Origin of the sequence: Kineothrix alysoides (genome assembly GCF_000732725.1) — a bacterium.
Lineage (GTDB): Bacteria > Bacillota > Clostridia > Lachnospirales > Lachnospiraceae > Kineothrix > Kineothrix alysoides.
This window is the reverse complement of record NZ_JPNB01000001.1, coordinates 1,648,845-1,672,806: the sequence shown is the minus strand read 5'-3', so window position 1 is coordinate 1,672,806 and position 23,962 is coordinate 1,648,845. Positions and strand designations below refer to the sequence as shown.

16 protein-coding genes are annotated in these 23,962 nt (G+C 45.8%); all 16 read left to right on the top strand.

Annotated features, from left to right (window positions below; translation table 11 throughout):
* Positions 1-3 precede the first annotated feature (3 nt).
* The 16 genes from CC90_RS0107865 to CC90_RS0107790 all read left to right on the top strand — a co-directional run bounded on the left by CC90_RS0107865 (position 4) and on the right by CC90_RS0107790 (position 23,951).
* Positions 4-930 carry a carbohydrate ABC transporter permease gene (locus tag CC90_RS0107865; protein ID WP_031390247.1) on the top strand — a complete coding sequence of 309 codons (927 nt, stop codon included), beginning with the start codon at positions 4-6 and terminating at the stop codon, positions 928-930.
* Positions 931-1,032: 102 nt separating this feature from the next.
* The gene (locus tag CC90_RS0107860; RefSeq protein WP_031390246.1) at positions 1,033-2,532 is read left to right on the top strand and encodes an ABC transporter substrate-binding protein; all 1,500 of its coding nucleotides are present in this window, start codon (positions 1,033-1,035) and stop codon (positions 2,530-2,532) included.
* A 109-nt stretch (positions 2,533-2,641) separates the two neighbouring features.
* Complete coding sequence (locus tag CC90_RS0107855) at positions 2,642-4,522, top strand: glycoside hydrolase family 20 zincin-like fold domain-containing protein (RefSeq protein WP_035315248.1); 1,881 nt, start codon at positions 2,642-2,644, stop codon at positions 4,520-4,522.
* Complete coding sequence (locus tag CC90_RS0107850) at positions 4,506-7,604, top strand: alpha-mannosidase (protein ID WP_031390244.1); 3,099 nt, start codon at positions 4,506-4,508, stop codon at positions 7,602-7,604. Before CC90_RS0107855 ends, CC90_RS0107850 begins: the two co-directional genes overlap by 17 nt.
* A gap of 42 nt (positions 7,605-7,646) precedes the next feature.
* Positions 7,647-9,989: a beta-glucosidase family protein gene (locus CC90_RS0107845; protein WP_081905907.1), complete on the top strand. Its 2,343-nt coding sequence runs from the start codon at positions 7,647-7,649 to the stop codon at positions 9,987-9,989.
* An 82-nt stretch (positions 9,990-10,071) separates the two neighbouring features.
* Positions 10,072-12,498 (top strand): beta-mannosidase, encoded by a 2,427-nt coding sequence (locus CC90_RS0107840; protein ID WP_031390242.1) that lies wholly within the window; start codon positions 10,072-10,074, stop codon positions 12,496-12,498.
* 44 nt (positions 12,499-12,542) lie between these two features.
* Positions 12,543-13,223 (top strand): D-lyxose/D-mannose family sugar isomerase, encoded by a 681-nt coding sequence (locus tag CC90_RS0107835; RefSeq protein WP_031390241.1) that lies wholly within the window; start codon positions 12,543-12,545, stop codon positions 13,221-13,223.
* Between the two features lie 286 nt (positions 13,224-13,509).
* Positions 13,510-14,556, top strand: a complete 1,047-nt coding sequence (locus CC90_RS0107830; protein ID WP_031390240.1) for an inorganic phosphate transporter — start codon at positions 13,510-13,512, stop codon at positions 14,554-14,556.
* Positions 14,557-14,576: 20 nt separating this feature from the next.
* Positions 14,577-15,200 (top strand): DUF47 domain-containing protein, encoded by a 624-nt coding sequence (locus CC90_RS0107825; RefSeq protein WP_031390239.1) that lies wholly within the window; start codon positions 14,577-14,579, stop codon positions 15,198-15,200.
* Positions 15,201-15,314: 114 nt separating this feature from the next.
* Entirely contained in the window at positions 15,315-16,481 is a 1,167-nt protein-coding gene (locus tag CC90_RS0107820) for a BMP family lipoprotein (RefSeq protein ID WP_031390238.1), read from the top strand.
* A 160-nt stretch (positions 16,482-16,641) separates the two neighbouring features.
* Positions 16,642-18,189: an ABC transporter ATP-binding protein gene (locus CC90_RS0107815; RefSeq protein WP_108702616.1), complete on the top strand. Its 1,548-nt coding sequence runs from the start codon at positions 16,642-16,644 to the stop codon at positions 18,187-18,189.
* Complete coding sequence (locus CC90_RS0107810; RefSeq protein ID WP_031390236.1) at positions 18,189-19,292, top strand: ABC transporter permease; 1,104 nt, start codon at positions 18,189-18,191, stop codon at positions 19,290-19,292. The genes CC90_RS0107815 and CC90_RS0107810 overlap by 1 nt, the downstream gene beginning before the upstream one ends.
* The gene (locus CC90_RS0107805) at positions 19,289-20,242 is read left to right on the top strand and encodes an ABC transporter permease (protein ID WP_031390235.1); all 954 of its coding nucleotides are present in this window, start codon (positions 19,289-19,291) and stop codon (positions 20,240-20,242) included. Before CC90_RS0107810 ends, CC90_RS0107805 begins: the two co-directional genes overlap by 4 nt.
* Positions 20,243-20,371: 129 nt before the next feature.
* A complete protein-coding gene (locus tag CC90_RS22225) occupies positions 20,372-21,820 on the top strand; it encodes an ATP-binding protein (RefSeq protein WP_035315508.1) in 1,449 nt (482 codons plus the stop codon).
* Positions 21,810-22,889: an HD-GYP domain-containing protein gene (locus CC90_RS0107795; protein WP_031390233.1), complete on the top strand. Its 1,080-nt coding sequence runs from the start codon at positions 21,810-21,812 to the stop codon at positions 22,887-22,889. The genes CC90_RS22225 and CC90_RS0107795 overlap by 11 nt, the downstream gene beginning before the upstream one ends.
* Before the next feature lie 42 nt (positions 22,890-22,931).
* Positions 22,932-23,951 (top strand): protein-glutamate methylesterase/protein-glutamine glutaminase, encoded by a 1,020-nt coding sequence (locus CC90_RS0107790; protein WP_031390232.1) that lies wholly within the window; start codon positions 22,932-22,934, stop codon positions 23,949-23,951.
* Positions 23,952-23,962 lie beyond the last annotated feature (11 nt).

Sequence of the window (23,962 nt, the reverse complement as noted above, 5' to 3'; positions counted from 1 at the left end):
AGTATGGGAAAAAACAAAGAGGCAGAGAATTCGGCCTCCAGACTGAACATGATTTCCGGAAAGACCAATGCGTTCTTTAATATTGTTTTTATAGTCGTTGCCCTAATGTGTATTATACCGGTGGTATTTATATTTATCATATCCATTTCGTCCGAGCAATCCATTAAGATGAACGGATACCGCTTCATACCGGAGGCCTTTTCCATCGACTCGTACCTATTTTTATTCAGAGAAGGAGAGACGATAATTCATGCTCTTGGTATCTCAATTCTTGTTACGGTAGTGGGTACGGCGCTTGGGGTAGCACTTACTACACTAATGGGATATGTGCTTTCCAGAAGTGATTATAAGCTGAAGGGTTTCTGCACGATGATAGTATTTATTCCAATGATTTTTAATGGAGGTATGATATCCTCTTATGTTGTAAATACGCAATTCATGCACCTGAAGGATTCCATGTGGGCTTTAATTCTTCCATTGTGTGTCTCGTCCTTCAATGTAATTATATGCAAGACCTTTTTTAAGACGAATATACCTGATTCGGTAATCGAATCAGCACAAATTGACGGGGCATCCCAGCTCACTATTTTCGGTAAAATAGCAATACCGCTGTCTAAGCCTTTGATAGCTACCATAGCGCTGTTTTTGACCTTTGGATATTGGAATGATTGGTTCCAGTCCTCTCTGTATATTACGAACACGAAGCTTTTTTCCCTGCAGGCCCTTTTGGACCATGTACAGAGGAATATTCAAATGATGGCAAATAACCCGACTCTGGGAGTTACGATGCAGCAATATATGAATTCCATGCCAAAGGAAGGTGCGAGAATGGCCATGGCGATTATCATTATCGTTCCTATCGCATGTACCTATCCGTTCTTCCAGAAATATTTTATATCCGGTCTGACGGTTGGGGCGGTAAAGGGCTGATGTAAGATATTGAAAACGCTTGCGTTTTATTTTCAGGGAACGAAAGTCTTCCTGAAAGAAACACTTTTAAATGATATAAAAGTAAAGAAAAGGAGAGGTTGTATGAAAAAGAGATTAGTAGCAATGGCAATGGCGTGTGTCATGGGAATCGGCCTTCTTGCAGGATGCGGAAGCGCTAACGGGGCACAGACTGGCACGGGCGAAACGACGACAGTTAAGGAAACAGCAGAAACGCCTGCAGCGAGTGAGGAAAGCGGCAATAACGGCGAGGTGGTTACGTTAAAATGGATTCAGGTAGGAAATGGAATGCCTACGAACTACGACGCATGGCTGGCTCAGATTAATCCTTATTTAGAGGAAAAAATCGGAGTTAACGTGCAGATGGAAATCGTACCTTGGGGTGACTGGGACAACCGCCGCAGCGTAATCGTTAATTCAGGAGAAGCCTTCGACATTCTTTTTACGGATCAAGCGAGATACAATTCGGAAGTGTCAACAGGGGCCTTCCTGGATATGACCGACCTTTTAAAGACCTCGGCACCGGAACTGTATTCAATGATTCCTGAAGATTATTGGCAGGCAGCTTCCATTGACGGAAAAGTTTACGGGGTTCCTACCTATAAAGACAGCTCTGTAACCGAATATTTTATCTGGGACAAAGCGGTAGCGGATAAATACAATATTGATATTAATACGGTAAATGATTTCACAAGCCTATATGATGCGCTTAAGACGATTAAGGACGGCGAAGGAACTGCGCCCTACTATATGTCGAAATCGGGAGCAGATTTCCTCGTAACGGCGTATTTCGATCAATTGGGAGCAGGTCTTTCCGCTCTTGGTGTTAAATATAATGACGATACGAAGACGGTAGTAAATCCCCTGGAGGATGAGGATATTCTGAAAAACCTCGATATTATACACCAGATGTACAAGGAAGGAACCATTAACGGAGACGCTCCGACAGCGGATGATGCGAACAAATACAGGACGTTCTTCACGGCGCAGGGCTGGAGCGGAGCAGCAGCTTCTACATGGGGACCTAATAACGGAATTGAAGACTGTGTAGCGGTACAGTATGGTGATACGGTAGTATCCAACACTTCAGTACGTGGTTCCATGAATGCTATTTACTCGGGCTGTGAACACCCCGATAAAGCACTTGAACTTTTACAGCTTGTAAATACGGACTCCAAAGTACGTGACTGGTTATATTACGGTGTGGAAGGCGAGAATTTCAACTATACAGACGACGGCAAAATAGAGAAATTGAATTCCGAATGGAGTATGGCCGGCTATACGCAGGGAACCTTCTTCAACGTTTCCCAGCTTGCCGAGACGCAAGTAAATCAGTGGGATGAAGTAAAAGAACTGAATGCAAATGCGAAACCCTCCGCTATGCTGGGCTTTGATATGGATACCAGCAGCATAGAGACCGAGCTGGCAAGCTGCCGTGCGGTATATGAGAAGTACAAATCTGAATTCTGGACCGGAGCCAGAGACCCGAGAGAGTTGATTGAAGTAATTAAGGGCGAACTGGATGCAGCAGGCTGGGAAACTATCCGAGCAGAAGCTCAGAAGCAGATTGATGCCGCAGAGTAAAATATAAAATACCGAGCAACAGGCTTCGCGAATTGCTCTTATACTAACAAAGGAGCATTTTCAACAGCATTAAGAGAATGCTCCTTTTTAAAAAAGTACGAGGTGTGAAATGTATCTGATTCCTGAACCGAAGATATTGACAATAAAAGAAGGATTTTATTATCTGCCTTACTGCGGAACCATTGAGATAGCCCCTTCTTGTTCACAAAAGGCTTACGGCTTTGCGAAGCTGCTGCGGGAAGATATTACAGGTGAGCTTGGCTTTTCCTACGGGATTGTAAAAGGGAACAAAAAAGGAACGATTAATATCAGCGTAAGGGAAGCACTTGGGAGTGAGCATTACCTGCTTAAGGTTGGTGAAGAAGGCGTTTATATACAAGGAGGAGATGGAAACGGACTTCTGTATGGAATCCAGACGCTTCGGCAGATTCTTCGTCAGGAAGGAGCCTGCATTCCCTGCCTTTGTATGGAGGATTATCCGGTTCTTCCTAACAGAGGCTTTTTTCACGATGTGACGAGGGGCAGAGTGCCGACGCTTGAGTGGCTGAAGAAATTGGCAGATACGCTGAGCTTTTATAAGATGAATCAGATGCAGCTCTATATAGAGCACAGCTTTCTTTTTCCGGAATTCAGTGAGATGTGGAGGGATGATACCCCGCTATGTGCGCAGGACATCATGGAGCTTGACGCCTATTGCATGGAGAGGGGAATTGAACTGATTCCTTCCCTTTCTACCTTCGGACATTTGTATAAGCTTTTAAATACGAAGAGATACAAACATCTTTGTGAGCTGACGGATGCGGGAGAGGAGCCTTTTAGCTTTATAGACAGAATGGCCCATCATACCATAGATATCTCAAACGAGGAGAGTTTTTCTCTGGTCAAGCAAATGATTGCCGAATATATGCCCTTATTTTCCTCGGGGAAATTCAATATCTGTGCGGATGAAACCTTCGATTTAGGAAAAGGAAAAAATAAGGACAGAGCATTGCAGGAAGGCGTTGATGTTCTTTACATGGAGTATGTGGAAAAGCTATGCGGATTCCTTGTCGAAAACGGCCGCATTCCTATGCTTTGGGGTGATGTCATGCTGGATTTTCCTGAGTTTGCCAATCGCCTGCCGGAGGGAACGGTATGCTTGAACTGGGGCTATGCATATAATCAGACGGAGGATTCCACCCGCATTTACGCGGGGAACGGAGTGAGACAATATGTATGTCCCGGTGTGGCAGGATGGAACCAGCTTTTGAATCTGCAAAGGAACTCCTATGAAAATATTTCCAGGATGTGTGGATATGCAATGAAATATAAAGCCGAAGGAATGCTCAATACAGATTGGGGAGATTTCGGCCATATCAATCATCCGGCATTCAGCATTCCGGGGCTTATCTATGGCGCCGCAGCTTCGTGGAACGGTTCCCTTCCTTCTTATGAGGATATGAATAAGGCTGTTTCTTTCTTGGAATATGGAGATTCCTCCGGTACTTTGCTAAATATAGCAGGAAGGCTGGGGGAGCAGGAATGTTTTGGCTGGGGAAATGCTGTTTACTGGAAAGAAAAAGGCTCTAAAACGGACGTTTCCAAAAAGAAAGAAGTTCTGACGGAGGTTGTAGAACGGGTGAAAACCATACCGGAGAAAAATCGGGAAATCGATATGTGTGTACAGGAGCTTACGGGGTGCACGAAATTTATGGACAGCACAATGCGAAAGAGAATTTATCCTTATTTACTAGTGGCAGAAGGAATGAAGCTCTTTAACCGCATCGGCGGAATCGTTGTGAGCGCCGATGCGGAAGGTCGTGTTACAGAAGATGTATTTCAGGCTGCGGAAGAACTGGAAAAGTGGTATTATCAATATAAGCTTTTGTGGTACACGGTAAGCAGGGAATCGGAGCTTTATCGCATTGGCGAGGTGGTTTTCTGGTATGCCGATTATTTAAGGGATTTGAAAGGATTGCAGGAGGAAGAATCATATGTGGTTTATCGATAAAAGAATACAGGTAATCTGTGACGAATTGAAGAGGCTTACGATTGTAAAGGCTTCTCCCATAGAAAATATCAGTTATAAAAAGGGCAGATATTTTTATCCGTCCGAGGTGGAGAAAAGCGAAGCCCCTTGGGAAGAATTCTCTCCTAAGACGATGAAATGGTACGGCCCTGACGGACACTACTGGTTTAAGGCAGATTATACAGTTCCTGAGGAATGGAATGAAAAAACGCTTCGCCTGCATGTAAAGACCCAGATCGAGGAATGGGACGACGGGAAGAATCCCCAATTTCTCTTATTTATTGACGAGAAAGAGACGCAAGGCTTAGATATGAACCACCGTACCGTTTCGATTGCCGAACGGGCCAAGGCGGGCGAGACATGGAATCTCGATATTCAGGCGTATACGGGAACCTTGCATGCGGAATTCGATATGATTATGGAGATGCAGCAGGTGGATCTCGAAATAGAAAAGCTGTATTATGACTTGATCGTTCCACTCCAAGCATTTGACCGTATGGAGAAAGATGATAAGGTGAGAATGGACATTGAGACGGTGCTTAACGAAGCGGTGAATCTTTTGGATATTCGCACTCCCTATTCAGAAGCCTTTTATACAAGCATAAAAAAGGCTGACGCTTATCTGGAAAAGGCACTGTATGAAGATATGGGCGGATATGAAGAGGTAATTGCTACCTGTATTGGACATACTCATATCGATGTAGCTTGGTGGTGGACCGTAGAGCAGACGAGAGAAAAGGTAGGAAGAAGCTTCGCCACCGTGCTGAAGCTGATGGAGGAATATCCTGACTATAAGTTCATGTCAAGCCAGCCGCAGCTCTATGAATTCTTAAAGGAGCGCTACCCTGATTTATATGCGAGGATAAAGGAAAGGGTAAAAGAAGGCCGCTGGGAACCGGAAGGTGGTATGTGGGTAGAATCGGATACCAATTTAACCTCGGGTGAGTCTTTGGTACGCCAATTCTTGTACGGAAAGAAATTCTTCAAAGAAGAGTTCGGTGTGGACTGTAGAATCCTGTGGCTTCCTGATGTATTCGGTTATTCGGGAGCTCTGCCTCAAATTATGAAAAAGAGCGGCATCGACTATTTCATGACCACGAAGCTGGCATGGAATCAAATCGATAAGATGCCTTACGATACCTTTAACTGGAAGGGTATCGACGGAACGTCTGTATTTACTCATTTGATAACGACGCTTGGCGTAGGTCAGAGCAGCGATGACTTCTTTACCACTTATAACGGAATGCTTCATCCCGACGCGATTATGGGCGGTTGGAAGAGATATCAGAATAAGGAAATAAATAACGACATTTTAATTTCCTTCGGGTATGGAGACGGGGGCGGCGGTCCTACGAGAGAAATGCTGGAAACCTCCAAAAGAATGGAAAAGGGAATCAAAGGCATACCCAAGGTGCGTCAGGAATTCTCCGGCACTTATTTCGAGGAGCTGTTTGAACGTGTTAAGGATAACCGAAGGCTTCCTACTTGGGAGGGTGAACTGTATTTCGAGTATCATAGGGGGACCTATACCTCCATGGCAAGAAATAAGCGCGCTAACAGAAAGAGCGAGTTTTTGATGATGAATCTGGAGCTGCTTAGCTTAATGGCCTCTTGGAAGGGGATAGCCTATCCGAAAGATGAAATCGATAAAATGTGGAAGACGATACTTCTCAATCAATTCCACGATATTCTTCCAGGTTCCTCCATTCATGAAGTATATGAAGTGACAAAGAAGGAATATGAGGAATTGGCTGTTACGGGAAATGAGCTGCTTACAGAGAGAATGGAAGCGCTTGCCGGAGAAGGAAAAGCGGTTACCGTACTCAATACTCTCGGCTTTGACAGAAATGATATCGTGCGTCTTCCTAAGGAGTGTAAGGGGGTATTAAAGGATGCACAGGGCCATGTATATCCGATTCAGAACATGGAAAATGAAGCAGTCGCTTTCCTTGCAGATATTCCCTCTAAAGGCTTCAAAAGTTTTGAAATGGTGGCAGGAGAAGCGGCGGAAAGTCCCTTCAAACGATTGGGAGGAAGTCTGGAAACGCCTTATTATAAGGTAGAGCTTGACAGAAACGGTTTCTTTACTTCCGTTTATGATAAGAAGAACAAAAGAGAAGTATTGAAAGAGGGCGAAAGAGGCAATCTCTTCGAGATGTATGAGGATAAGCCCATTTATTATGATAACTGGGATATCGATATTTACCATACGGAGAAAAGCTGGAAGGCAGAGGCACTTAAGAAGATGGAATGGCTGGAGGAGGGACCGGTTTGTACGGTTCTCAGCATAGAGCGCGAGGTGAGCAATTCCTTGATAAATCAGAAGATTTATTTTTATGCGGACAGCCCGAGAATCGATTTCGAGACATATGTGGACTGGAAGGAGCATCAGCATCTTCTGAAGGTGCATTTTCCGGTGGACATCCATACGGATGAAGCGGCCTTCGATATCCAGTTCGGCAATCTTACGAGAAAGATTCACACGAATACGAGCTGGGATATGGCGCGCTTTGAGTCATGCGGGCAGAAATGGATGGACCTTTCGGAAGGACATTATGGCGTCAGCCTGCTAAACGATTGCAAGTACGGACATTCGGTGAAGGATTCCGTTATGACACTGACCTTGATTAAGTCCGGCATCGAGCCGAATCCGGTAACGGATCAGGAGGAGCATTTCTTTACCTACTCCTTATATCCTCATGCGGGCAGCTTGAGAGAATGTGATACGGTAAAGGAAAGCTACTGTTTAAATGTGCCGCTTTTATCTGTGAAATCGGGCACGGCAGGCGCTTGGGAATCTCTTCTTTCGGTGGATGCACCAAATGTCATGATAGAGACGGTGAAAGCGTCGGAGGATGGAGAAGGCATCATCATTCGTATGTACGAATATGAAAATGCAAAGACCTGCGGCACGGTATCCTTTGGCATGGGTAAAACGATAAAAAAGGTTTATGAATGCAACCTTATAGAAGAGAAAGAAGAGAATGTGGTAGAATATACGGACAAGGAATTCAGGTTTACCATAAAGCCCTTTGAGATTAAGACCTACAAGGTGATTTTGTAAGCCCTCGCAAAATTGCGCGGGCTATGAGAAAGGCGTGGTATTATGGTGCAGGAGGACAAGATATTTCAGGCCGGACAAGAGGTCTATATCTATGAAGAAGCATCACGCCCCGCGAAGGAGAGAGCGCTGGATTTGCTAAGCAGGCTGACTCTGAGGGAAAAGGTTGGACAGCTAAATCAACGGCTTTACGGATTTAACGCCTACCTCCGCAGTGGGGAAGACGTGGAGCTTTCCGATGAATTCAAGCGGGAGGTGGAGCTGTGGGGAGGGCTGGGAGCACTTTACGGGCTGTACCGGGCCGATCCCTGGTCTGGAAAAGATTATGAAAATGGACTTTTTGGAGAAACGGCAATCAAAGCCTATAATCTAATGCAGGAATATGTCATAGCTCATTCCCGTTTCGGGATTCCTGTGCTCTTATCCAGCGAATGTCCTCATGGACATCAGGCTTTGGATGGATACTTGCTTCCTGTCAATCTGGCGATGGGGGCTACCTTTCATCCGGCGCTGGTGGAGGCGGCATATCATATCTGCGGCAGGCAGATGAAAGAAATGGGGGTGGATCTTGCGCTCATTTCCATGCTGGATGTACTTAGGGATCCCAGATGGGGACGTAGTGAGGAGTGCTTTGGCGAAGACCCTTATCTTGCCTCGGTTATGGCGGCGGCAGTGGTGAGAGGCGTACAGGCGGAGGGAGTAGGTGTGGTGGCGAAGCATTTCGCGGCCCAGGGAGAGACTACCGGAGGAGTGAATGCCAGCGCGGCACGCATCGGTGAGAGAGAGCTTCGGGAAATCCATCTGTCTGCGGCGAAAGCCGGCGTGAAAGAAAAAATGGTGGGAATTATGGCCGCCTATAATGAAATCGATGGAATCCCATGTCATGCCAATGACTGGCTGTTAAAAAAGGTGCTGCGGGAGGAAATGGGTTTCAACGGCATTGTCATGGCGGACGGTTTTGCCGTTGACAGATTGAATATGCTTACCGGCGATACAGTGCGCTCCGGCGCATCCGCCCTTATGAGCGGTGTGGATATATCCTTGTGGGACGATGGCTTTGCTTTGTTAGAAAAGGCGATACACAGTGGACTGGCAGAGGAAAAGAGATTGGACGAGGCGGTGCTTAAAGTACTGACTCTAAAGTTCGAAAAAGGGCTGTTCGAGCATCCTTATCTGGAACAGGAAAAAAGGAGGTTCGATTTCTCTGCTTGTATGGAAAACCGGCATCTTGCCGAGGAGTCGGTAGTTTTACTGAAAAATAAAGGCAGTATCCTTCCTCTTAATGAAGACAAGATAAACAGTCTGGCAGTAATTGGTCCTAATGCGTTGGACATTTACAGCCAGTTGGGAGATTACACTCCGCCACTGCGGTCTGGAGTGGGTTCGAATATTGCGGAGGGAATCCTGCAGTTTGCAGAAAGAAATGGAAAGATGCACGTCACAGTATGCAAAGGCTGCGGCGAAGAGGACAGGAAAGAACAGCTTTCATATTGTGGAGAACAGCATTCCGGCCGTGACGGACTGCTCTTTCAGGCGATAAAAGCGGCGCAGGAAAGCGATGTGACGCTGTTGGTGCTTGGCGGTTCTTCCAGCCGTTTCGGGCAAGCACAGTTTGATAAAAACGGCGCAGTCATAACTGACCGGACAAAGAAGGCGAAGATGGATTGCGGCGAAGGCGTAGATCTATCCTCTCTCAAGCTTCCGAAAGAGCAGCTTTTGCTTGCGCAAGCCGTATACCGGGCAGCGAGAAAGACGGTAACAGTTGTGATTGCAGGAAGACCCTATGATCTTCAGGGAATTATAGGGGAAACGGATGCCCTTATGTACGCGTTCTATCCCGGAACAGAAGGAGGAAGGGCGCTTGCAGGGCTTTTGTTCGGTGAAGTCTCGCCTTCGGGAAGGCTGCCGGTTTCCATTCCCCGTGGAGCGGAGAGACTTCCGGCATATTACAATTATAGAAACTCCTATGAAGCCATGCATTATTGCGACGGAGAGGATGGGCCGCTTTTTTCCTTCGGCTATGGGCTTGGATACGGGGACGTAAAGTATTCGAACTTCAAATTACAGTCGGATGGAGCTTATAAATGCGGTGATATGGTACTGGAATTTGATATGAAAAACGATGAAGAATACGCTGTATGGGGAGTGCCGATGGTTTTTGTAACCCATTTCGAAGGAAGCGTTATACCGAGAGCTAAGGAACTGATTGCCTTCGATAAGCGGAGACTTGCGCCGGGGAAGAAAGTACGGGCGAGGATTCACTTGGGAAAAGAAGCATTTTTTAGCTGGAACAGGGAAATGAAATACGGGATAGATCCCGGCAGGGCTCGTATAATGCTAAGAGACGGCAAAAAGGACTTATGGAGCGGGGATATCGAATTTGGATAACATATCCAGGATAAAATGTTCGGGATATATCATCCGGGATAGAATATTCGGGATAGGATATCCTTGAGATTGGAGATAAGGAATGAAGAAACAACAATTAACGACTGGCTGGCAGCTATTATGGAGCGGCAAGCTTTTGGATACGCAGGTCCCCTTTTCCGTGTATTCGGACTTGCTTTCCCATGGAGAAATAGAGGACCCCTTTTACAGGGACAATGAGAAAGAGGCCCTGCCTCTGTCGGAAAAGGATTATGTATACAGGCTTGCCTTTGACGCCGAGGAGGAGCTGCTTTCCTGTGGGAAACAGTGGCTTAACTTTGGAGGAATAGATACGCTGGCGGAAATATACTTAAACGGAGTTTTCTTGGGAAAGACCTTCAACATGCATAGAGCTTGGGAATTTCCCTTAGAAAATATACTGAAGGAAAAGGGAAACCTGCTGGAAGTGCGTTTGTATTCTCCTACGCGCTATATGGAGGAGCAGATTGCCCTGCACGGAGCGATTCCATGTAATACGGATACGCTGGATGGTTTCCCTTTCCTTCGCAAGTCAAGCTGTATGTCCGGTTGGGATTGGGCACCTAAACTTCCCGATATGGGGATTTTCAGGCAGGTTACCCTGCTTGGAGGAAAAAATGGAAGGCTTTCGGACGTGCATCTGCGACAGAAACATGAAGATGGCAAAGTATGGATTTCCTTTCATGTGGACATGGAGGTGTGGAAGGATGCAGAAAGCAGTTATCGCGTCACGCTCATTTCCCCTCATGGAGAATGTGTCGTATTGGAGGATTCACCAAAGGAAACGGAAGTCCATAATCCTTCACTTTGGTGGCCCCGAGGATATGGAAAGCAGGATCTTTATACAGTAAAAGTAGAGGCTGTAATAGATGGAAAGACGGAGGATATCTGGGAACGCCGCATTGGCCTTCGGACGATGAAAATGCGTCTGGAAAAGGATCAGTGGGGAGAGAGCTTTGTTCATGAAGTGAACGGAGTTGATATATTTGCTATGGGAGCAGACTATATCCCCGAGGACTCGCTTCTGCCAAGAATCAGAGAGGAGAAGACGAGGAAGCTTCTGGAGCAATGCGCCCTTGCCAATTACAATGCTCTTCGCGTATGGGGCGGCGCATATTATCCCGACGACTGGTTCTATGAGGCCTGCGATGAACTGGGAATTATCATATGGCAGGATTTTATGTTTGCCTGCTCTACGTATCTTCTTACGGAGGAGTTCGAGGAAAATATTTCCCATGAAATAGAACAGAACGTCCGAAGAATCCGTCATCATGCCTGTCTCGGGCTTTGGTGCGGAAACAATGAAATGGAGGATATGATACTGTGCGGCTACACAGAGACGCCCAGACTTCGCGGAGACTATACGCGGATGTACAGCTATGTCATTCCTAAGATAGTGAAAAGAGTGGACCCGGACACCTTCTACTGGCCCTCCAGCCCATCCTCGGGAGGAGATTTTGACGCGCCGCAGGATGAGACGAGGGGAGATGCCCATTACTGGCAGGTATGGCATGGCTACAAGCCCTTTCCTGATTATAGAAAGCATAACTTCCGCTATGCGTCGGAATTCGGCTTTGAATCTCTTCCATCCTTAAAGACTATTGAGACATTTACGCTGCCGGAGGATAGGAACGTATTTTCATACGTGATGGAGAAGCATCAAAGAAGTGAGAATGGATATGCCAAAATGATGGTCTATATGTCCCAATATTTCAAATATCCCAAGGAATTCTCTTTGCTGGTTTACGCCTCCCAGTTGATGCAGGGGCAGGCGATGCGTTATGCGGTGGAGCATTGGAGAAGACACAGGGGACAGTGTATGGGAGCTATCGTATGGCAGCTTAACGATTGCTGGCCGGTGGCATCGTGGTCCTCTATCGATTACTTTGGCCGATGGAAAGCACTGCATTACTTTGAAAAGCGTTTTTTCGCTCCTGTTATGATATCCTGTTGCGAGGAAGGGCTCCTGACCCAGAATCCCAATCCGAATGCACGACCATACGATGTGGAAAAGAGTATTCATCTGAACGTAGCAAACGAGACGAGAGAGGATATAAAAGTTACCGTATGCTACAGCTTAAGAGACAAGTATTCTAATATCATTGGAAAAGAGACGAAAGCGGAGGTGTATGTTCCGGCGCTGAGCAGTGTGTGGTTGGAAAAAGAGGTTTTGCCTCATGCAAGGCTGTACGGAGATCATGTATTTTATACGTGTGGACAGGGAGGAGAAGTGGTTTCAGAGGGAAGCGTGATTTTTTCCATGCCGAAGTTCCATGAATATGCAGATCCCGAACTTACAGCCCGTATAGAAGGAGAGGAAATCGTTGTAACTGCCAAAGCTTATGCAGCTTCTGTAGAGCTTCTGAATGAAGAGGAAGACTGGGTGCTGTCCGATAATTATTTCGATATGGAAGCGGGAGAAAAGCGGGTACGCATTTTATCGGGTAAGGCGAAGAGTGTGAGAGTACGCAGCATTTACGATATCGGTTGATAAATATTGAAGAATATAAAGGAGAAGACGGAGGAAAGAAAGATATGAAACGTTCGGAAATCAATCAGCGCATCAAAGAGATGGAAAAGCTTGTAAAAGAAAACGGATTTCATCTTCCGCCCTTTTGTGACTGGACACCTGAGGAGTGGAAGGAAAAGGGACATGAATATGATGAAATAAGGGACAACATGCTGGGCTGGGATATAACGGATTACGGCCTCGGCAATTGGGAAAAGGTAGGTTTCGCTCTGATTACGCTCAGGAACGGCGGGCAGGATAACCCGAAGTATAAAAAGGTGTATGCGGAGAAGCTGCTGATGCTCAAGGAAGGCCAGCATTCCCCCATGCACTTCCATTGGAAGAAATCGGAGGATATCATTAACAGAGGCGGAGGAACCCTCATTATTCATGTATACAACAGCGATGATAAGGAGGAGCTTTCGGATACCGACGTATGTGTAAATTCTGACGGACGTTCTTACTATGTTCCGGCTGGAACCGGCGTGGAGCTTAGACCCGGGGAAAGCATTACTCTTTGGCCTCACCAGTATCATGACTTCGATGTGAAGTCCGGGACCGGAGATGTTCTGATCGGAGAAGTGTCTATGTGCAATGATGACAATACCGATAACAGATTCAATCCCCCGGTAGGGCGTTTCCCGGCTATTGAAGAGGACGAGGCCCCTTACAGACTTCTTTGCAACGAGTACCCTGAAGCGGAGTAAATAAAATACTGATAAAATGTGAAAAGCATCGCCTGAGATTACAATTCTAAGATATGGCGGTGCTTTTGGTTTATCCCGGTCGTTTATCAAAGCTGATCTATAGGCAATAGAGTATAAAAATTTAGATTTAATTGGCTGAATTTTGAATATTTTGTTGATACATTTGCCGGCTTGTGATATTCTAGTAAACGTGGTACTTTGATTTTAGCAGTAGTTTTTTGCTGAATATTGTATGCTTGTTTAGGGGAATTATAACAACAGATACAGCTTGATAAGGAGAAGTAATATGAACATTGTTGACTTCATTTCGCAGGTCGTACAAAACCCTGTACTTTTAATTACCGTTATTTTAACCTGCGGTGTGGTATTTGTAAACGGATGGACAGATGCTCCGAACGCAATCGCAACATGTATCGCGACACGCGCCATACCTCCCCGGGCAGCGATTATGATGTCCGCGGTGTTTAATTTCTGTGGGGTATTTGTTATGACCCTCATTAATTCCACAGTGGCCATGACGATTAAAAACATGGTCAATTTCGACGGAGCTACGGACGAGGCCATTCTTGCACTGTGTGCTTCGCTATTTGCGATTATCATTTGGGCAGTAGCAGCATGGTATTTCGGCATACCGACCAGCGAAAGTCATGCATTGATTGCCGGCTTATCGGGAGCGGCCATCGCATTGCATGGCGGGATCGGAGGCATTAACGGCTCCGAATGGATGAAGGTTATTTATGGACTTGTGCTTTCCACCATGCTTGGATTTTTCAGTGGTTTTATATGCACAAAGCTGACAGAGTTTTTATTCAGGAAGGCTGACAGAAGAAAAACAGTAGGCTTTTTTCAGGGGGCGCAGGTATTCGGAGGAGCGGCTATGTCGTTCATGCATGGCGCGCAGGACGGTCAGAAATTTATGGGGGTATTGATGCTCGGCATTTTTCTGGCAAACGGAAGTGAGACTACGGGAAATGTGCAGCTTCCCATCTGGATGATGATACTTTGTTCTTCATTAATGGCTCTTGGGACCTCTCTTGGAGGCTATAAGATCATAAAGTCGGTAGGTATGGATATGGTAAAGTTGAATACCTATCAGGGCTTTTCCGCCGATTTGGGCGCGGCATTTTGTTTGTTGTTGGCATCACTCACCGGTATTCCGGTCAGCACCACCCACACGAAGACCACCTCGATCATGGGTGTAGGTGCTACCCAAAGGTTATCGGCAATTAATCTGGGAGTGGTGAAAGAGATGGTATTCACATGGATACTGACATTCCCGGGGTGCGGTCTTATCGCATATGCAGCAGTGAAAATTTTTAGTTTGTTCGGTTGATTACAAAAGGAGGATTTAAAGTGGCAAAGGCAAAAGACAGTTTTTATTTTCAGAATTTTTTGGAGAGTATCCGTGTTTCTAAAATGGCGGCCGATAAGCTGCAGGATATTATAAAAAATTATAATCACAGCGTTATCGAAGAGGATGTAGCTGCGATTCATGAGATTGAACATATGGGCGATTCGAAGAAGCATGAGATGACGAGGGAAATCGTGAAGGCGTTCATAACTCCTATCGACCGTGATGATATCGTAAAAATAAGCAACTGCATCGATAACGTAACCGATTCCATCGAAGATATCATTATCAATTTATATACATGGAATATTAAGGAGCTGAGACAGGATGTGGTTCCCTTCGCAGAGCTTATTTCCAGCTGCTGCGATGCGGCAGAGGGCCTTTTGGGAGAACTGCACGATTATAAGAAATCCAAAAAAATCATGGATCATATTATTGAACTCAACCGTCTGGAAGAAAAAGGCGACGACCTTTATATCCAGGACATAAGAAAGCTTTCCATAGAGAATGCAGATCCTTATACGGTAATGGCCTGGAGAGAGATTTATCGTTCTTTCGAAACGGTATGTGACTGCTGTGAAGATTTAGCGGATGCGGTAGAATCAATTATTATTGCAAATACGTAAGAAACTGCTTAAATAAGCTTAAGCTCTCATTGACGTTGTCATGTAAAGCATGTTAGAATATTTGTATTGAAATAATAGAAAATATATTTCAAAAACAAGGAGGAAAGTTTTATTATGAAGAAGAAAGTATTGGCTATGCTTCTTACAGGAGCAATGGTTCTTTCGTTAGCTGCATGCGGAAGTACTCAGACAGCCCCTGCGGCTGAAGCGGAGACGACCGAGACAACAGAAACTGCAGAGCCGGCGGAAGTGGCCGAAGAAACGACTGAAACTGCAACCGAGGAATCGGCAGGCGGTTATGAGCTCGCATTGGTAACAGACCTTGGAACGATTGATGACAAGTCTTTCAATCAGGGTGCATGGGAAGGTCTTACCCAGTATGCAGAGGAAGCGGGCGTTACTTACAAGTATTACCAGCCTCAGGAAGCTACCACAGATTCCTATGTAGAGACCATCGGTCTTGCAATCGAAGGCGGAGCGAAGCTTGTTGTATGTCCCGGATATTTATTTGAAACACCTGTTTACCTTGCGCAGGAGCAGTATCCCGACGTAACCTTTATTCTGTTGGACGGCGAACCTCACAATGAGGATTACTCCGACTACGTGACAGCAAGCAACACTATGGCTATTTTATTCCAGGAAGACCAGCCGGGTTATCTGGCAGGCTATGCGGCTGTAAAGGACGGAATGACGAAGCTCGGTTTCATGGGCGGTATGGCTGTTCCGGCAGTAGTTCGTTATGGTTATGGCTTTGTTCAGGGCGCTGATGCAGCTGCTACTGAGATGGGCGTTAAGGTAGACATCATGTACCATTACACGGGCGCGTTCGCAGCTACTCCGGAAGCGCAGGCTATGGCAGCTTCCTGGTATCAGAACGGAACCGAAGTTATCTTCGGCTGCGGCGGTGCGGTAGGTAACTCCGTAATGGCGGCGGCAGAGGAAGCTAATGCTAAAGTAATCGGCGTTGACGTAGATCAGTCCTTTGAATCCGACACGGTAATTTCTTCCGCTATGAAGAAGCTTTCTGTTTCCGTATATGACGGAATCAAGGCTTTCTATGACGGCAGCTTCCCGGGTGGTTCCACAACTGTTTTCTCCGCAGAGAACGATGGTATCGGACTTCCTATGGATACTTCCAAATTTACCAACTTCACACAGGCCGACTATGATGCAATTGTTGCAAGTCTTGTAGACGGTTCCATTACGATTAGTAATGATGTATCCGATACGACGACAGCAGACCTTACTTTATCTTCGGCAAAGGTTACCTTTGTTGAATAAACTTAAGTGTTGCGATATTTAAAGGAAATTTAAGTTAATAGCCAAAAGGGTGCTTATCAGAATAAGCACCCTTTTTCTACCAGTATACTGGTTAGACCGGCCATATGAACAATCTGATTTTAGATAGAAATATTCAGAAGGAATGGATGAGGGAAAACATATGGACTATGTAATTGAGATGATGGGGATCACGAAGGAGTTTCCGGGGATTATTGCTAACGACAATATTACCCTGCAATTGAAAAAAGGCGAGATACACGCACTGCTTGGAGAAAACGGTGCGGGAAAGTCTACCTTGATGAGCGTGCTTTTCGGTATGTATCAGCCGGAAAAAGGGATTATCAAGGTAAAGGGGCAAGAGGTTAAAATAAAGGGGCCATTGGATGCAAACGCCCTGGGAATTGGTATGGTACATCAGCACTTTAAACTAGTGCATAATTTTACGGTACTTCAAAATATTGTGCTCGGCATTGAGACTGTGAAGGGTGGTATCCTCCGCATGGAAGATGCCCGCAAGAAGGTAGTGGAGCTGAGCGAAAAATATAATCTGTTCATCGAGCCTGATGCTCTTATTTCCGACATAACCGTGGGAATGCAGCAAAGGGTGGAGATACTGAAGATGCTTTACCGCAATAATGAAATCATGATATTCGACGAACCTACGGCGGTACTCACTCCTCAGGAAATCGATGAGCTGATGGTCATCATGAAAAATCTGACGAAGGAAGGGAAATCTATCCTTTTCATTACCCATAAATTAAATGAAATAAAAGCGGTGGCGGACCGTTGTACAGTGCTGCGCCGGGGCAAATATATAGGCACTATCGATGTGGCGGATACGGACAAGGAGATGATGTCCGAGATGATGGTAGGACGTAAGGTAAATCTGACTATCGATAAGCAGCCTGCGAAGCCGAAGGAGGTAGCGCTTTCCGTAGAGCGCTTGTCGGTTAAGACCCAAAAGGAAGGCCATACGAAGGACTTGGTAAGCGATGTGAGCTTCGAGGTGCGCAAAGGTGAAATCGTGTGCATCGCCGGAATCGATGGTAACGGTCAGTCGGAGTTAGTTTATGCGATTTCCGGTATCGAGCGCATGAGTGAAGGCAAGTTAATGATAAACGGCGAGGACGTGACGAACAAGAGCATTCGCTATAAAAACACCCATGGCCTTTCACATATCCCGGAAGATAGACATAAGCACGGCCTGGTGCTTGATTATAATCTGGCTTACAACCTTATTTTACAGCAATATTTTCAGCCGGAATTTCAAACGGCCGGCTTCCTTAAAAACGAGAAAATATATGAATATGCGGATAAGCTGATCGAGCAGTACGATATCCGAAGCGGAGAAGGAACGGCAACAATTGTCAGAAGTATGTCGGGAGGCAATCAGCAGAAGGCCATCGTAGCCAGAGAAATTGGACGAGGTCCTGATCTGCTCTTGGCGGTACAGCCTACAAGAGGTCTGGACGTGGGGGCGATCGAATATATCCATAAGCAGCTGGTCAAGCAAAGAGATGAGGGGGCAGGCATTTTATTAGTTTCTTTGGAGCTTGATGAAGTTATGAACCTGAGCGATAGAATTCTCGTCATATTTGAGGGAAGCATCGTGGCGGAGCTGGATCCGAAGAAAATTACGGTTCAGGAATTGGGACTTTATATGTCGGGTTCTAAAAAGCAGGTAAAAGAAGAGGAGGCGGGGATGTAATGAAAAAGAAGAGAAATATTAATCTGACCGGACCGATATCTTCGGTATTTGCAATCACCATCGGACTTTTGTTCGGGTTTATCGTATTACTGTTTTGCAATGCTTCCCAGGCAGTTCCGGGGTTTTTAACCATTTTGACGGGAGCATTCACTCATGGACTTAAGGGAGTGGGGCAGGTATTCTATTATGCCACGCCGATTATTCTCACCGGTTTATCCGTGGGGTTCGCATTTAAGACCGGGCTTTTCAATATCGGAACACCGGGGCAGTTTATTGCAGGAGCTTTTGGAGCGGTGTATGTAGGGATTGTATTCACCTCTTTGGGGTCCGTTCACTGGATTGTGGCGGTACTGGTCAGCGCTGTGTGCGGCGCGATATGGGGCATTGTTCCCGGCTTGTTAAAGGCATTTTTCAATGTAAACGAAGTAATTGCATCCATTATGATGAACTATATAGGTATGTATGCGGTCAATTGGAGCGTAAAGGCGAACAAGGTGCTGTTCAACAGCATGCGAAATGAGTCTAAGAATGTAGCGGTAAGTGCTCAGATACCCAAAATGGGAATGGACAAGTTATTTCCCGGTTCCAGTGTAAATGGGGGTATTATAATCGCTATTTTGGTCGTATTAATTATTTACCTCGTTTTAAATAAAACTGCTTTCGGTTTTGAACTGCGTGCGGTTGGTTTTAACAGAGAAGCGAGTCGTTATGCGGGTATCGATGAAAAGAAGAGTATTGTTTTCTCCATGATGATAGCCGGAATGATCTCGGGACTTGCGGGAGGACTTTTGTACCTGGCCGGCACCGGCAAACATATCGAGGTCGTGGATGTATTGGCATCAGAGGGCTTTACCGGAATTTCAGTAGCCCTGTTAGGACTCAGCCATCCTATCGGTGTTTTGTTCGCGGGAATTTTCATCGCCTATCTGACCGCGGGAGGTTTTTATTTGCAGCTATATGAGTTTTCCACGGAGATTATAGATATTATTGTAGCCGTTATCATTTATTTCAGCGCCTTTGCTTTGATCGTAAAGTCCTTCATGGCTAAGACAGCGCGACGCAGACAAGCGAAGAGTGAGAGAAAGGGAGGTAAGGGAGAATGAGTGTAGTATATTTTATTTTCCAGCAGACAATGTTCTTTATGATTCCTCTTCTGGTGGTGGCTCTGGGCGGTATGTTTTCCGAGAGGAGCGGCGTTGTCAACATCGCTTTGGAAGGAATTATGACGATGGGGGCATTTACGGGAATTCTTTTTCTCAACTTGACGGGAGGCAGCATGAGCGGGCAGGGGCAGTTATTGATTGCCGTTATCGTATCTATGGTGACCGGGGCGATATTTGCGTTATTTCATGCCTATGCCGCAATCAATATGAAGGCGGACCAGACCATCAGCGGTACAGCTCTTAACCTTTTTGCACCAGCCTTCGCTATTTTCGTAGCAAGAGTTATTCAGGGCGTACAGCAGGTTCAATTTTCCAATACTTTCCGTGTTGCTAAGGTGCCTCTTTTGGGAGATATACCGGTAATCGGAGATTTGTTTTTCAAGAACACATATATCACTACTTATCTGGGTTTTATAGTGTTCGGTATATCGGCGCTTGTCTTGTATAAGACGAGGTTCGGGCTCAGGCTTCGCGCCTGCGGAGAGCATCCTCAGGCAGCGGATGCGGCTGGTATCAACGTGTATAGAATGCAATATGCCGGCGTTGTTTTGTCGGGAGCATTGGGCGGCTTGGGTGGACTGGTGTTCGTGGTTCCTACTTCCACGAACTTCAATGCTACGGTATCGGGATATGGATTCTTAGCATTGGCGGTACTCATATTCGGACAGTGGAAGCCGGTGAAGATTCTATGGGCCTCCTTGTTCTTCGGCCTTATGAAGGCGGTAGCGGCTGCTTATTCCGGAATCCCGTTTTTGGAAGGGTTGGGCATACCCAGCTATCTTTATAAGATGATCCCTTATATTGCGACTCTCATAGTGCTCATCTTTACCTCGAGAAATTCACAGGCTCCGAAGGCTTCCGGAATTCCTTACGATAAGGGCGCACGTTAACGGAACAAAATAAATATATTAATTTGTCATATTAATATGAAAAAGGCAGCTTTTCGAAAGAAGGGCTGTTTTTTTAATATCTTGTCTGGTAAAATAGTAACAGTAAGTGCGGGAGAGGGCGGGATATACATGGAACAAAAGCGAATGATAGAAATTCTCATGCAGGAAGCGCTGGAAATCATTATAATGTTCAGTCGCGACGGAAGTATCTTAAAATATAACAAGGCAGCTGGAGAGGAACTGGGATATGGGGAGCGTCTGTACGGTATCAATATCGCAGAGGTGCTGCGGAAGGAATTCGAGATCGAAAGCGATGTAGCGGTGGTGATGGAATGTCTGAAGAGCAGGAAAGAAACGGCGGTTTACCGGAGTAACGGTACCTGCTTTGGCGCCAGGATTCATATAGAATATGACAGCGAAGCCGACATATATTTCTTGTTCGCTCTGGATATGGAAGTCAATCGGGAGATGGCGAACGAGGTATCCCGTATTAAGGCGGTAGCTTCTCAGGCAATGGAGGTTAAGAACGAATTTGTCGCCAATATTACTCATGAGCTGAGGACACCGGTGAATGGAATCAGAGGACATGTGGAAAATCTAAAGGATACATATCTTACAACGGAACAAAGACGGACCTTACACATCATAGAGCATTGTTGCAGTAATATGTCCTCTATCATCAATAATATTCTGGACTTTTCGAAATTGCAGTCGGGCAAGTTCGAACTGGAAAATCGTAAGTTCGATTTGCGTGAGATGATGGAAAATATTGTATCGGCGAATCTTGCGACGGTGAATGAAAAGGGGCTTAAGCTGACGTTGAACGTTGAAGAAAGTGTTCCGCAGGTGATGATTGGTGACGAGCTTCGCCTGACACAAATATTGAATAATCTGTTGTCCAATGCGGTGAAGTTTACGTCTGCCGGCTTTATCCGTATTGAGGTTGCAGTAACGCTTAGGTTCAGCGATGAAATAGAACTCTTTTTCATGGTAGTGGATTCCGGGATCGGTATTTCAAAAGAGGAGCAGGATCGTTTATTCCAAAGCTTCTCTCAGGTGGACACGTCCATAACGAGAAGATACGGTGGAACGGGTCTTGGGCTTACCATTAGCAAGGAGTTGGTGGAGCTTATGAACGGCAAGATATATTTGCAGAGCGAGAAAGGGCGGGGAAGTAATTTCTCCTTTTCGATACGCCTCCATACGGTGGAAATGACAGACGACAGGGCGGAATATAAAAAAGAAGTCAAGCAATTTCTCGGACAGTACAGTGAGGAAATGCAGTATAAACAAGTCGAGGAATATTATCGTTTCGGTTCGGAGGAAAACAAAAATGAGCTGGCGAGTCGAATGGAGAAATTAGTGCTCTGCATTGAGCTGGGCTCATGGGAAAAAGCGGAATTCTGGGCAGGAGAGCTGTCTAAGCTGCTTAAAAGGGCAGGCACGGATGTGAAGAGGGCTGCGCTTAAGCTGGAAATGGCGGTCAGAAAAGAAGACTACGATAAGAGCATGATGCTCCATGAAGATTTAAAACGATTGCTTTTGGAGAAAACCGGAGAGATGGACTATGGATTTTGAAATAAAAAGTCAGGAAATTCCTCATATACTCGTAGTGGACGATTTAAAGATAAATGTTCTTTTTTTGGAAGAAATCATAAAGGGCATGGGTTATGAGCCGCTTTTAGCTGCTAATGGGAAGGAAGCGCTGCAAATTGCCAGAACGTCCCCCCCGCATGTAATTTTGATGGATATTGCCATGCCGGAGATGAACGGTTACGAGGTATGCGAGATATTGAAGAGAAATAAGCAGACAAGAGACATTCCGGTCATATTCATTTCAGCCATGGATTCCAGTGAAAGCAAGATCAGAGGCTTTAAGGCAGGAGCGGTAGATTTTATCGTAAAGCCCTTCGAACCTTTAGAGGTTACTATGCGGATTGAGAATCATCTGAAGATGTATAAGCTTCAGGAGGAAATGAAAGCTTATAATTATAAGCTGAACTGTCTGGTTAACGAGCAGTTGAAGCGGATAGAGTCGGAGCAGAAGAATATACTGTATGCCCTTGCCAAGATTACAGAGGGAAGAGACAATTCCATAACCAATCATTTGGAAAACATCAGGCATAATAGCCGGATATTAGCTCAGAGCCTTCAATTCAGCCCCCTTTTTGAAAAGGAAATTACGGCGGCGTTCGTAGAAAAGATAGGCGTTGCGGCTATGCTTCACGATATTGGGAAAATACAGACCCCCGACGAGGTGCTCTTAAAACCCGGGCAGCTCAATTATGAAGAACGCAAGATTATAAAGCAGCATGCGGAAATCGGCGCCCATATATTGGAGGAAATTTATGAGAATGCGGAGAAGAATGATTTCCTTCCGATGGCGATCAATATTGCTAAGTACCATCATGAGAGATGGGATGGCAGCGGCTACCCCGAAGGTCTTAAGGGAAAGGATATTCCTCTTTCTGCCAGAATCGTTTCTCTCATCGATATTTTCGACACGCTGACCGGCGAACGATGCTATAAAATTGCTTATACATTAGAGGAAAGCCTTCAGATTATCGGTGAGTGCAAAGGAATTTATTTCGATCCGGATATTGTGGATATATTTATGAAGATACATAAGCAGCTGCGCCATAATTAAATGGCGGCATCACATATTTTCAGGCAGAAGGAAGGAAATGCTATGCGTCAGATAAAAGTATTGGTTGTTGAGGATTCCATTGTATTTCGGAATCTTTTGGTACAAGGACTGAAGGAAGATCCAAACATAGAGGTAGTGGGTGTGGCGGGGGACCCCTTTGAGGCAAAGGACATCATCCCTCAGTGCAAGCCGGATGTTATGACTCTCGATATTGAAATGCCTAAGATGAACGGGATTGAATTTCTGCGAAAGCTAATGCCTCAGTATCCGATGCCGGTAATCATGTTAAGCGGTATGGACGGTAAGGTATTCGATGCCATGGAGGCAGGAGCGGTAGACTTTGCCCACAAGCCGGTGAACATGTCGAGGGGCACTGTCAATGATTTCATAAGACAGGAGCTGATTACGAAGGTGAAAATTGCCTCCTCCGTGGATGTGAGAAAGCTGCGCCGCACGGAAATGAGCAGGCTCGTGAGACGGGACAGGCTGAGTAATAGTAACTGCATTATAGCTATTGGAGCTTCTACCGGAGGGACTGAGGCCATTCATGATATCATTAAACAATTTCATAACGATATTCCGGGAGTGGTTATTGTTCAGCATATGCCGGCGGGATTTACGCAGATGTATGCTGATAGAATGAACAACCAGTGTGAGGTGGAGGTAAAGGAAGCGCAGGATGGAGACATGGTAAAAAGGGGACAAGTGCTCATCGCTCCGGGTGGTTATCAGATGCGTCTTGTGAAATTCGGCTCAGAATATTTCGTGGAATGTAAGAAAGAGGAAAAAGTCAGCGGACACTGTCCATCGGTAGACATGCTGTTCGATTCGGTGGCGAAGACAGCAGGCGCAGATTCCATCGGTGTCATACTGACGGGGATGGGCGGTGATGGCTCCAGGGGCATGAAAGCGATGAAAAACTGCGGTGCTGTCACGATAGGACAAGATGAGGCCACCAGCGTGGTATATGGAATGCCCAAAGTGGCGTATGACATCGGCGCGGTGAGATACCAATTGCCCTTATGCGATATAGCGCACAAGATTTACAGCCTATTGGAGTAGAAGAGAGGGAA

Excerpts from the sequence above, each read along its gene's own strand:
- CC90_RS0107865 (WP_031390247.1), top strand. The coding sequence starts at position 4 with ATGGGAAAAAACAAAGAGGCAGAGAATTCGGCCTCCAGACTGAACATG.
- CC90_RS0107860 (WP_031390246.1), top strand. The coding sequence starts at position 1,033 with ATGAAAAAGAGATTAGTAGCAATGGCAATGGCGTGTGTCATGGGAATC.
- CC90_RS0107855 (WP_035315248.1), top strand. The coding sequence starts at position 2,642 with ATGTATCTGATTCCTGAACCGAAGATATTGACAATAAAAGAAGGATTT.
- CC90_RS0107850 (WP_031390244.1), top strand. The coding sequence starts at position 4,506 with ATGTGGTTTATCGATAAAAGAATACAGGTAATCTGTGACGAATTGAAG.
- CC90_RS0107845 (WP_081905907.1), top strand. The coding sequence starts at position 7,647 with ATGGTGCAGGAGGACAAGATATTTCAGGCCGGACAAGAGGTCTATATC.
- CC90_RS0107840 (WP_031390242.1), top strand. The coding sequence starts at position 10,072 with ATGAAGAAACAACAATTAACGACTGGCTGGCAGCTATTATGGAGCGGC.
- CC90_RS0107835 (WP_031390241.1), top strand. The coding sequence starts at position 12,543 with ATGAAACGTTCGGAAATCAATCAGCGCATCAAAGAGATGGAAAAGCTT.
- CC90_RS0107830 (WP_031390240.1), top strand. The coding sequence starts at position 13,510 with ATGAACATTGTTGACTTCATTTCGCAGGTCGTACAAAACCCTGTACTT.
- CC90_RS0107820 (WP_031390238.1), top strand. The coding sequence starts at position 15,315 with ATGAAGAAGAAAGTATTGGCTATGCTTCTTACAGGAGCAATGGTTCTT.
- CC90_RS0107815 (WP_108702616.1), top strand. The coding sequence starts at position 16,642 with ATGGACTATGTAATTGAGATGATGGGGATCACGAAGGAGTTTCCGGGG.
- CC90_RS0107810 (WP_031390236.1), top strand. The coding sequence starts at position 18,189 with ATGAAAAAGAAGAGAAATATTAATCTGACCGGACCGATATCTTCGGTA.
- CC90_RS0107805 (WP_031390235.1), top strand. The coding sequence starts at position 19,289 with ATGAGTGTAGTATATTTTATTTTCCAGCAGACAATGTTCTTTATGATT.
- CC90_RS22225 (WP_035315508.1), top strand. The coding sequence starts at position 20,372 with ATGGAACAAAAGCGAATGATAGAAATTCTCATGCAGGAAGCGCTGGAA.
- CC90_RS0107795 (WP_031390233.1), top strand. The coding sequence starts at position 21,810 with ATGGATTTTGAAATAAAAAGTCAGGAAATTCCTCATATACTCGTAGTG.
- CC90_RS0107790 (WP_031390232.1), top strand. The coding sequence starts at position 22,932 with ATGCGTCAGATAAAAGTATTGGTTGTTGAGGATTCCATTGTATTTCGG.